This window comes from Clostridium drakei (genome assembly GCF_000633595.2).
Classification (GTDB): Bacteria; Bacillota; Clostridia; order Clostridiales; family Clostridiaceae; genus Clostridium_AM; species Clostridium_AM drakei.
Map to the genome: position 1 here is coordinate 1 of NZ_JIBU02000089.1, position 10,818 is coordinate 10,818.

The 10,818-nt window shown below is 31.7% G+C and carries 10 protein-coding genes; 4 read left to right on the forward strand and 6 right to left on the reverse strand.

Annotated features, from left to right (window positions below; genetic code table 11):
* The first annotated feature begins 200 nt into the window (after positions 1-200).
* The gene (locus EG57_RS0224680; protein WP_032079730.1) at positions 201-1,022 is read left to right on the forward strand and encodes a nitroreductase family protein; all 822 of its coding nucleotides are present in this window, start codon (positions 201-203) and stop codon (positions 1,020-1,022) included.
* Positions 1,023-1,346: 324 nt separating this feature from the next.
* Here EG57_RS0224680 and EG57_RS0224685 read toward each other — a convergent pair whose 3' ends face one another.
* Positions 1,347-2,204 (reverse strand): methylenetetrahydrofolate reductase, encoded by an 858-nt coding sequence (locus EG57_RS0224685; RefSeq protein ID WP_032079731.1) that lies wholly within the window; start codon positions 2,202-2,204, stop codon positions 1,347-1,349.
* Between the two features lie 700 nt (positions 2,205-2,904).
* Between EG57_RS0224685 and EG57_RS0224690 the strand changes: the two genes are divergently transcribed.
* Together EG57_RS0224690 and EG57_RS0224695 are read left to right on the forward strand one after the other, a co-directional pair.
* Positions 2,905-3,990 (forward strand): DUF2974 domain-containing protein, encoded by a 1,086-nt coding sequence (locus EG57_RS0224690; RefSeq protein WP_032079732.1) that lies wholly within the window; start codon positions 2,905-2,907, stop codon positions 3,988-3,990.
* Positions 3,991-4,019: 29 nt separating this feature from the next.
* Complete coding sequence (locus tag EG57_RS0224695; protein ID WP_032079733.1) at positions 4,020-4,211, forward strand: YwbE family protein; 192 nt, start codon at positions 4,020-4,022, stop codon at positions 4,209-4,211.
* Between the two features lie 331 nt (positions 4,212-4,542).
* Here the strand turns inward: EG57_RS0224695 and EG57_RS0224700 are convergent, their stop codons facing one another.
* The 4 genes from EG57_RS0224700 to EG57_RS27180 all read right to left on the reverse strand — a co-directional run bounded on the left by EG57_RS0224700 (position 4,543) and on the right by EG57_RS27180 (position 6,950).
* A complete protein-coding gene (locus EG57_RS0224700; protein ID WP_032079734.1) occupies positions 4,543-4,734 on the reverse strand; it encodes a hypothetical protein in 192 nt (63 codons plus the stop codon).
* A gap of 174 nt (positions 4,735-4,908) precedes the next feature.
* The gene (locus tag EG57_RS0224705) at positions 4,909-5,127 is read right to left on the reverse strand and encodes a hypothetical protein (protein WP_032079735.1); all 219 of its coding nucleotides are present in this window, start codon (positions 5,125-5,127) and stop codon (positions 4,909-4,911) included.
* 27 nt (positions 5,128-5,154) lie between these two features.
* Positions 5,155-5,352 carry a hypothetical protein gene (locus EG57_RS26620; RefSeq protein ID WP_032079736.1) on the reverse strand — a complete coding sequence of 66 codons (198 nt, stop codon included), beginning with the start codon at positions 5,350-5,352 and terminating at the stop codon, positions 5,155-5,157.
* Positions 5,353-5,426: 74 nt separating this feature from the next.
* A complete protein-coding gene (locus EG57_RS27180) occupies positions 5,427-6,950 on the reverse strand; it encodes an AAA family ATPase (RefSeq protein ID WP_242859929.1) in 1,524 nt (507 codons plus the stop codon).
* A gap of 354 nt (positions 6,951-7,304) precedes the next feature.
* On the opposite strand from EG57_RS27180, the gene EG57_RS0224720 reads away from it, so the two are divergent.
* Positions 7,305-7,769 (forward strand): type 1 glutamine amidotransferase domain-containing protein, encoded by a 465-nt coding sequence (locus EG57_RS0224720; RefSeq protein ID WP_242859930.1) that lies wholly within the window; start codon positions 7,305-7,307, stop codon positions 7,767-7,769.
* Between the two features lie 604 nt (positions 7,770-8,373).
* Here the strand turns inward: EG57_RS0224720 and EG57_RS26895 are convergent.
* On the reverse strand, positions 8,374-10,818 hold a 2,445-nt coding region (locus tag EG57_RS26895), incomplete at its 5' end, for a cell wall-binding repeat-containing protein (protein ID WP_032079737.1).

The window sequence follows — 10,818 nt, forward strand, 5'->3', positions numbered from 1 at the left end:
TTGAGCAAAGCTCCAAAAGTTATCCACATTTTTCAACTTTCAATTCTGCAATCATCTAATAATGTATCACTTAAGCAAAAAGTATTGACCTTACTTTTCTGATATTATATTATATAAACAAATAAGTTACAAGTGTAACACCTTTTTAGAGGACAGAGGTCAATTGAGTAAAAAATAAAATGTGAGTGGAGATGTTAACTATGATGAAAGTAGATACTGAAAAGTGTGTAGGATGTGGATTGTGTGTTAAGGATTGTTTTCCAAAGGACATAGAAATGGTTGATAACAAGGCTAAGATTAACAATGTAACTTGTTTTAAATGTGGCCATTGTATAGCAGTATGCCCTAAAGCAGCAATAACAACTGATGAATACAATATGGAAGATGTAAAAGAATATAATAAAGAAGATTTTTCAATACAGCCTGATAGTTTATTGAATTTCATTAAGTTTAGAAGAACTATAAGACAATTTGAAAATAAGACAATAGAAGAAGAAAAGATTTCTAAAATCATAGAGGCAGGAAGATTTACTCAAACTGGCAGTAATATGCAGGATGTATCTTATATAGTGGTAGAAAAAGGAATACAAGAGCTTAAAGCTTTAACTCTTAAAAGCTTGAAAAAAACAGGAGAAGCTATGCTAGCTAATCTAACTCCTCAGACTATGGTATATAAAAGATATGCTGAGTTGTGGATAAAAATGTATGAAGAATATTTACAAAATCCTGATTTCAATGACAAACTATTCTTCAATGCTCCAGCATTAATAATTGTTACAGCTAATTCAGTTGTAGATGGTGCCTTAGCTTCTTCAAACATGGAATTAATGACTAATGCCTTAGGTCTTGGAACCTTCTTCAGTGGATTTTTCGTAAGAGCTGCACAGGACAATAAAGAGATTTTAGAATTCCTTGGAGTTAAAGAAGGTAAACAAGTTGTTACCTGTATGGTGATAGGCTATCCAAAAGTTAAATACATGAGAACTGTACCAAGAAAAGCTGCGGATATATCTTGGAAATAATATTTAGATATTGTATTTTTGATAGAGTTGTTTTCTAAGATAATAAAACAGGTTAAATAAAAATGGAACTATATTAAAGTATAGCTCCATTTTTTATAAGTATTTTTACCTCGTATAGTCTTTCGTTTCAACATAAAAACTTCAGACATGTGTTTACACTATCTATTTTTTAGGTACTTACATTAGTTTTACTGACTAAATAAAATTTATTACAAAATATATTAATTCATATAAAATGAGCTCCTTAAAATACATATATATGCACTTTAAGGAACTTCTTTTATATCTAAATATTAATTTAAAAAATCAAGTATTAAAATTACTCTATCTTATCCCCACATCTTTAATAATATCTGTTACATCCTGCCACTTATTTAAAGAATAAATGTGAAGTCCATCTATTCCAGCATTTATAAATTTAAAAATTTGTTTTGCTGAATACTCTTTACCTGCTTTTTTAAAGTCTTCCGGATTATCTCCATATCTGGCAATTATCTCTGCTAAATCTCTAGGTATAGAACTACCGTTGGATACAGCCATTCGAATAGTAGGATCTTTAGATAGTATAGGCATAACACCTACATCTATTGGCATTGATACTCCAGCTCTTCGAATTTTTTCTACCCACCAACAATATTGATCAACATCATGACACAATTGAGTCATAATATAATCTGCTCCTGTATCTTGTTTGATTCGCAAATGAGTAATATCTTCATCGAAAGAATATGATTCAAAATGCTTTTCAGGGTTACCAGAAACAGCAATAGTGAATTTAGGAAAATTACTTTTTATATATTGCACTAATTCATTAGCATAGTTAAAATCTCCACGTGTTCCTTCCCAGCCTTTAGGAAGGTCACCTCTTAAAGCTAAGATATGATCTACTCCCATATCCAAGTATCTTTGCAGCTCCTGTTTCATCTTTTCTTTCGTATTTCCAATACAGGTATAGTGGGCAACAGGAATCGATTTTCCACTATCCTTAATGGCCTTGCAAATCTCCATATTACGACCTGCATTCGTCCCTCCAGCACCATAAGTACAGCTAATAAAATCTGGATTAAATTCATAAAGATGTTCTAATGTGTCTAAAAGCGGTTCTGTAGGCTTATCAATTTTAGGTGGGAAAACTTCAAAGGAAAAACTCATTTTTTTCTTCATAATTTCAGTTACTTTCATGTTAACCTCCATCTCGACACTGCCGCTGCGCCACAGATAGTAATAAAAAAATGGTGTGCGGCTTCCACCACTTGTCAATAATAAATTTGAGGACAAGGTAAGAAATGATTCTCACCGCTATCTACAATATGTTTATTAATGGTGAAGAATTCAATCCATCTGACCTATATAAATAGTATAAATATATTAGTTATAAAAGTATATAACTTACGTTACTGTTTATTTAATATTGCAAGAATATTGCCATTTAGCTGACTAAGCATTAACTCATGCTATATAAGCATATGTGTCTGTTCCAGCTTCAGATTATACAAATGGATAAGCGAACTCAAAAGTTCTTCTTGCTATGGCTTTAATCTTTCCATTTAATCATCCATTCCTTATAGCTTTATTTTATCAGAAAATTTCAACATTAGCTATATTATAATATTATATAAAAATGATATGATAATGGAAACGAATAACACAATTCTTTGTTTTTTTAATTCAATAGTTATTTATAAATTCTGATTTTTATTAAGATCTCTACATAACTGTTGTTGATAAAGAAAATTTTTTGGATTTGAGAGAAAAGTGAATTTTCATATATTAAGACACAGATAATATATGGTAGAATATTTACAAATCTATTATAATAGTATTATGAAAAAAACAAAGATACTACTAGGAGATAAAACCAATAGGTTAGGAGAGATAAAACATGAATATTGTAGATTATGTAAAATCACAAATGAAGGACTTTAAAACTACCAAGTTCAATCTGGTAGATAGTTTGGTTTTATCTCAATTTGTCTATATTCATTTTGATAAAATTGTACCGGAGATTGCAGATAACAGTGAACCTGTAAGAATTGGAGACTTGCTAAAAGCAGAGCATATTCCACACATGCTTTATAATGTGAGAGATCCAAAAAGCAACCATAGGCTTTTGATCGCTCTTGGAATGAGTCCAAGATTTCGAAACATTCGTATGTGCTGCTATTCAGATAGCTTAGATATAACTTTACAAAAGCAATTTGCGGCGGTGACCTACCTACTTGATGATGAAACAGCTTATGTTGCCTATCGAGGTACAGATTCTACTATTGTAGGTTGGAAAGAGGACTTCAATATGGCATTTATTTCTCCAGTTCCTGCACAGCAGGATGGAGTTTCCTATTTGAATGCTGTTGCTGAACGTTTTCCACATGCATTAATGGTGGGCGGACATTCTAAGGGAGGAAATATTGCGGTTTATTCTGCCATGGAGTGTCATCAAGCTGTCCAAGATCGTATTGTGAGCATTTACAGTCATGACGGTCCTGGTTTTAGAGATGAAATATTTACAAGGGAAAAATACGCACATATTAAATCAAGGATACACAAAACTTTGCCTCAGTCCTCTTTAGTAGGAATGCTTTTGCAGCATCAGGAAGATTATATTGTAGTAGAAAGCAAAAAGTTTGGGATTATGCAACATGACCCTTTTTCATGGGTTATTAATAAAGGTGACTTTCAATATACACAAGGTATTACTGGAGGTGCAGAACATATCAATAATGTTATTAATCAGTGGCTCTCATCTTTGGATGATGAAAAGCGAGAGTTATTCATAACAACACTTTATAGCGTATTTGAATCCATTGGAGTTGTGAACTTTAGTGATTTTACTGAGGATTGGCGCAAAAAAGTAGTTATGGCTATGGGAACTATAAAGGGCATTGACCCAGAAACTAAACGTTTTGTTTTTGATACAATAATATCACTTTTATCATTGTATGTGAAGAATTTACGTTTTTTTAGATAAATAAAAATTAAGAAAGAATGGTAATACTTATGGATGGAACAAGACGAAAAGATGTAAAAATTGGAGCAAGAGTCCTAGTTGTTCAAAAACAAAATCAGCGTTCTGGAAAGTTAACTGAGGGTATAGTAAAAAAGCTCCTTACAAACTCAGAAGTTCACCATCGTGGCATTAAAGTTATGCTAGAGAATGGAATTGTGGGAAGAGTTCAAGAAATAAAATGATAGAATTTGGCAAGCTCAGCTAAGGCTTTGCAACAAATAGGGTAATTTAGAGGTTTATGGCCTCCTTTTATCATCCCCAAACTTGTAAATAATTTAGTATTGAGTCGTTTTTACGTAAAATATACATACCATTTTCTTTATATCATGATCTTTTAACCATTGTTCTAATTCCATTATTAATACCCCCAAATAAACTATCTATGTAAGCCCTTACCAAAATACTCAAAAATAATGTATCCTTATCACTTAAAGCTTTGCCATTTTCATTAGATACCCCTTCTCTGTTCAATAAAACATTCTAATAGTTCCTTATCATTTGTTTAACTTAGCTTTAAAACATACCACGAAAAGGATCTTTGTTTGTAATTATACCATAATTGGATGAGACTACAGATATAAGCGCCATTATGAATGTTAATAATAGTGCTATCACTGCTGGAAGAAATCCATATCCACGTGCATCATATCCAGTTATCTTATAATGATTCATATTGCATATTGTTCCAATACAAACAGATATCACTAACGCATCCCCTTTTATTGGTAGTAAATATATTAAATTAGGCACACCGGTAACACACAAGGATATAACATATCCAATTGCATAACAAATTAAATAATAAATTAATTTATATTCATATTTCTTCTTGTTTAGTTCATTTTCTTTTTTTAAACTTATTTTTTTTCATTACTATTCTTATTTTTCATTATTGCCATCATATACCTTTGTTAAGTCTAGATTAGATTTAATATAAGTATCAGCTGAGTCAGTCCATGAGTTCACTGTGCCATTTTCATTAAAAGTATTAGGCATATCAATTACAGTAGAGATAAAATCAGATTTTCTTACTTTATTAGGATCAAAGTTCTTAACGTTAAACATTGGATCTTTAACTATTATACGTTTTAATATCATTGGTGTTGGATTGCTTTCATCAATTACTTAAGTAGTTTGTACTGTCTGATTAGCTTGTCTTGTAACTATAGTTTCTGTTGGCAGACTTTCTCTAAATGCCTTTGCTATATTTCTTTTCCTTGGTATCTCTATAGTATCTTCTTTAACCATAGTAGGTTCTAATGTTTTAAAGTCATTTGTTAAACATAAACCAGCGGTTACCATAGAAGCTCCATTGTAAATCATTTCTCCTTTTTGTAGTCCTAACCATTCTTTATATTTATCTTTTAAAAAATTTGTCGTGTCTCCATTTGGATTAACTATACTGTTAAGAAACTTCCTCCTGTTGCAACTGTCCAACCAAATGGAACTTCGGTAGCACCACCTATAAATTCACAAATCCCATCCGCTCCCAAATTAAACCTCTTTTGAAAAGCTGTAGTTTTTTGATAATAAGGACTTTGTGCAACACTCATTACTCTACTTAACTCATCTATATAATCTTGTTTACTATAGAGTAAAGAAAATCCCCAGTGTCCTTCGTCTACTTTCTCGTTATCGCTCATTGAATTTATCTCTCTTACTAAATATTTTACACGTTCTCTAGTATCTTTGTCTGCTATAGAATTTAGATTAAGCACTTCACCTGTTTTCATATTTACTATATAATCCACTGATTGTTCTTTTAATTGAGCATATTTATCTGCACCTAATACTTTTTCTGCATATGATAGCATCTCTTTTTCTTCCTCAGTCAAACTACCAGGATTTTTTAACATTAATGCTATTACTTTATTCTTGTCTACTTGCCCATCTTCCAAAATAATGGATATACCTCTGATTTTAGATATCTCTTCAGTTATTCCTGATATCTTTGAAAATACTGAACATATATTTTCTTCCATGTCTCGTACACCATTACAATATGAATTAAATGAACCTTTAAAATCTGTTAAACTAGTTGTTTGATCTTTTAGTGACTTTTCAACATCTTCTCCAATAGGAAATGATGTAAATGTTAAGATGTTTACTAAATTTAATATTTCTATAAATTTAGAATCCATTTTTTTGAAATAATTATCTGTACATTCACTAACATTATTATTTATTGAAAACTGTCCTCCATATTGAAGTGTGATAATTCCTGTATCATCAATACTTTCTCTAGAAATACGTAAACACCCTGTTATAACTGCAAACTCCAATGAACTATTAGTCTTTAATGCCGATTCAAAAAGCGATCTTATAAAAGCTATCATTCTATCGTAAAAGCCTTCAAAAAAAGCATTTTCAAGGGGTACATCATATTCATCAATGAGAATTATCACCTTTTTATTATGATATTTTTCTAAACACTGAGATAGGAATTTTAATGCAGTTATATAAAGTTCTTCTGAATTTTCTTTTCGAACTATTCTTTCATATTCTTCTTTTTCATCTTTTAATTTATCACTTTCTAAAATATAAGCATGACGCCTAAATTCATTTGAAAGTTCATCTTGTATACACTTTAATGCTAAGTCAAAGTTTGGTTGCTTTGCAGATTTTAAGCTTAAGTTTATAACTGGGTACTGCCCCATATGAGATATATACTGTTCTCCTGATTTCATTATATTTAAACCTTCAAAGAGGTAACTATTATCCTTAGGACTACTTTCAAAAAAACATTGAAGCATGCTAATGTTTAATGTTTTTCCAAATCTTCTTGGTCTAGTAAATAAATTAACATCTGCCTTATTGTCTAATAAATCTTTTATAAGCAAGGTTTTATCTACTAGATAATATCCTCTAGTTATTAACTTTTCAAAATTATCTATTCCTATTGGCAGCGGTTTAAATTTCACTTTATCACTTCCATTTCTGTTTTGATTCATTTCTTATATTATAACCCAAATCATTTATTATCTCTTATCATATTCCAAGTATTATATGAATATGGTATTTGTGCATACACCATCTGCACAAATTCAAAATTATTTTACCATTTATCTCTTATTGATAATCTTAAAATTTAATATATCTTTGCCAACTTAAAGCTCAAATCCTTTGTAAAGCCTACAATCTAAACACTGTTTCTCAATCATAGGTTAATCATTTTTATTTTAACACAATTCTTTGTTTTTTTTAATGATCCAATGAGCGTTAGTGAAAATATCCTTGATGAAGTAACAAGAAAACACTATGAGGATGAAGGCTTTATGAATAAATTAAACAGCAGCCTAAAGCTGGGTGAACTAAATCCAGAGGATTACAAAGTTATTTATTTCGCTGGTGGTCATGGAACAATGTGGGACTTTCCAGATTCTTCTGAGATTCAAAATATGAGTAAAACTATTTATGAAAATGGTGGTATATTATCTGCTATATGTCATGGAGTTGGAGCTTTATTGAAGATTAAATATAAGAATGGTGAACTTGTTATTAATGGAAAAGAAGTGACTGGTTATTCAAATACTGAAGAAGAACTTGCAAATGCTATGAATAAGATTCCTTTTCAATTAGAGGAAGAATTGAAAAAAGCAGGTGCAAAATACACAAAAGCATTAAATCCATTTGTATCTTATACAAAAGTAGATGGTACTATTATAACTGGACAAAATCCTCAATCAACAGAGGAAGTAGCAGAAAAGGTGTTAGACGTATTAAATATGATAGAAAAATAATCAATTTAAAAATAAGCCAGTAGAGAAAGAAAAAAAGTTTCTAAAATCATAGAAGCAGGAAGATTTACTCAAACTGGCAGTAATATGCAGGATGTATCCTATATAGTAGTAGAAGAAGGAATACAGGAGTTTAAAGCTTTAACTCTTAAAAGCTTTTAAAAAATAGACGAAACTATATTAGCTAATTTAACTCCTGAAACTATGGCATATAAGAGATATGCTGAGCTGTGGTTAAAAATGTATGAAAAATATTTAGAAAATCCTAATTTCAATGACAAACTATTCTTCAATGCTCCGGCATTAATAATTGTTACAGCTAATTCAGTTGTAGATGGTGCTCCGGCTTAATTTTACACAATTTTTCAATTAAAATATGACCTGATTCTTTTTATGGCTTAAAGATATTTTTAGATGTGTTAGTACAATTTTATCCGTTCATCTATTTAAATGGGAGACTGAAGGTTCTACTTTCCTTCCTATCCTTTAACCCTTATATTTACATATTATCCCAAAAGCCTGACCCCTTTGCAAGGAAAGTTTTTCCCAGCTTGCTACTAAAAAACGCAGAACAACCTTTAATTTGTTCTGCGTTTTTCATTTGTTTTTATTTAAAAATTTGTGTAAGTTCCTGTTCTACTTCGCTGCTTACAGCCCCTGTTCCTCCAAAAATCACAACTCCTTTTAACTTAGCATTCTCTAAATATGATTTTTGTTCTTCTGTAAGACTATTATCAAGAAGAATTATAGGTGCATTACTATTTGCTGCATAGCTGCTTCCTGCTAATGCATCTGGGAAGTTGTTTCCTGATGCTACACACACCTTAGTTCCTGATAAATTAAAGTACTTTGCCACATTAAGAGAAGTTTTAAACCTGTCTGCTCCACCTATTCTCACAATATTTGTTTTATCTACTGTTTGAAAAAGCTGATTTTCAACTGCTGCACTTATAGCTCCCTGTGATCCTATAATATATACTTTACTTGGCTTTATAGTTGAAATTTCTTTCTTTACCACCTCAGGAATTTCATCCTTATTTACCATAAATATAGGATAACCATTTATTGCTGCAATACTGCTTATTGATAGTGCATCTGGATAATTTTCACCGGATACAAGAACTATTGGTGTTCCCTCTTTTACTCCTACTGTATCAGCAATTTTTGTTGCTGTTTCGTATCTGTCTGCTCCACCTATTCTGTTAACATTTTTAAATCCAGCTTGATTTATTTTTTCTTCCATATCCTTGCTTACTGAACCACTACCTCCAAGAATATATACTATCCCTGCAAAATCCATGTCTGATTTCATATAAGCTATTACTTTTTCTTGTTCTTCATCAGTTCTTCCAACCAATAGTATTGGTGCTTTTTCCTTGTAAGCTAATACATTTCCTGCTAATGCATCTGGATAGTTATCTGAAGCTGCAAGTATAACCTTTGAAACCTTTCCTGAATAGCTTGCTTTTGCAATCGCAAGAGCTGTCTCTATTCTATCCTGTCCAGATAATCTTTCTACTGCAGGTTTCACAGGTGCTGGAGCTGGTGCTGCTCCGCCGCTTCCTCCACCAGATCCTCCGCTGGAAGATGGTGTTGTATCCTTTAATGTTATTACTAAAGCTTGTGTAGCTCCTTCACTAAAGTTAAAGGTTAATGTTGTTGTTCCTATATTTTGCTGTGCTAAATAGCTCTTTTTAATTGTTACTACATTATCCTTAACTTCATAATCTGTTCCACTTACTAAAGTTTTACTTCCATTTACAATACTAGTTAAAGTGTTACCATTTAAGGTCATAGTAGTACTTATGTCTGCCTGTTTAGAAGTATTTTTATCAAAATCTCCTGTGTTTGGATTTATTGTTGAACTTTGTATTGTTGTATCCTTTACTGCTATTACTAAATTTTGAGTAGTTCCTCCATTAAAGTTAAAGGTTAAAGTTGTTGTTCCTACACTTTGCTTTGCTAAATAACTCTTTTTAATTGTTACTACATTATCCTTAATTTCGTAATCTGTTCCACTTACTAAAGTTGTACTTCCATTTACAATACTAGTTAAAGTATTGCCATTTAAGGTCATAGTAGTACTTATGTCTGCCTGCTTGGAAGTATTTTTATCAAAATCTCCTGTACTTGGACTTATTACTAAGTTTTGATTTTCCATTTTTATTATTGTAAAGGTACTATACTTTGTAATAGGAAACCTTAATCCTAAAACTCCTGTTTTATAGTCTACCACTTCACCTCTTAGCAGCTCTTTTGTTGCATCATGATGTTCTATAAAAACTGCAAGGCTGTTTAAAAAGGCTTGTCTAAGTATAGGATCTGATGGAATAGCTACATCTTTTAATGGTAAAGTTATAAAGGTTTTAGTTTCCTTCATATTTGTTTCTATGGTCATAGGTCTTGCTACTACTGATATGCTGCCGTTCCCTGCTGCCTGTCTTACTACTTCTTCCTGTTTTGCTCTTTCTTCAACGGCTGCCTGCTGTGTTGCTACCTTTATTGGTACCACTCTAAAATATAAATCATCTGTTGCATCTGCTGCTATATCTTTTACTGATTCTTTTGGTACTGCAATTCTAGCATTTTCTGTGTCTATTTCTAGATTTACACCACCACTTGCCAAAACATCAATAGTCGCTTTTGGTACTCCAACTTTTGCTTCTGATACTTCATCCTTTACATCTGGTATTATGACTCTCGCTGTGTCTTTACCTTCAGTTTTTAATTTATCTACAGTTTCTTGTGCACTGGCAGTTGTGTATGTGACATCATCTTTTTTAGTACCATCTGGCGCAGTAGTTCTATCAATTACTGTTTGAGAAACTGTATCTCCACTGTTGCCATCTGTAACAGGTACTGTTATTTGTTGTGTCGTTGGTGCTGGTGTCGGTACTGGTGTTGGTGCTACAACTGCAAATTTTGTATTTGCATTTGCTGTTACTGTTAAGTTTGAACCGCTTGTTAAACTTGCTGCTGGAATCGTTATTGTCATTGCTGCACTTGATATTGCTGTCGGTGTTCCTGCTATTGTTAGTGTTACTGCTGTTGC

What these genes read in the sequence shown, in the direction of transcription:
- EG57_RS0224680 (WP_032079730.1), top strand. Translation starts at nt 201, where the DNA reads ATGATGAAAGTAGATACTGAAAAGTGTGTAGGATGTGGATTGTGTGTT.
- EG57_RS0224685 (WP_032079731.1), bottom strand. Translation starts at nt 2,204, where the DNA reads ATGAAAGTAACTGAAATTATGAAGAAAAAAATGAGTTTTTCCTTTGAA.
- EG57_RS0224690 (WP_032079732.1), top strand. Translation starts at nt 2,905, where the DNA reads ATGAATATTGTAGATTATGTAAAATCACAAATGAAGGACTTTAAAACT.
- EG57_RS0224695 (WP_032079733.1), top strand. Translation starts at nt 4,020, where the DNA reads ATGGATGGAACAAGACGAAAAGATGTAAAAATTGGAGCAAGAGTCCTA.
- EG57_RS0224705 (WP_032079735.1), bottom strand. Translation starts at nt 5,127, where the DNA reads ATGATATTAAAACGTATAATAGTTAAAGATCCAATGTTTAACGTTAAG.
- EG57_RS26620 (WP_032079736.1), bottom strand. Translation starts at nt 5,352, where the DNA reads ATGATTTACAATGGAGCTTCTATGGTAACCGCTGGTTTATGTTTAACA.
- EG57_RS0224720 (WP_242859930.1), top strand. Translation starts at nt 7,305, where the DNA reads ATGAATAAATTAAACAGCAGCCTAAAGCTGGGTGAACTAAATCCAGAG.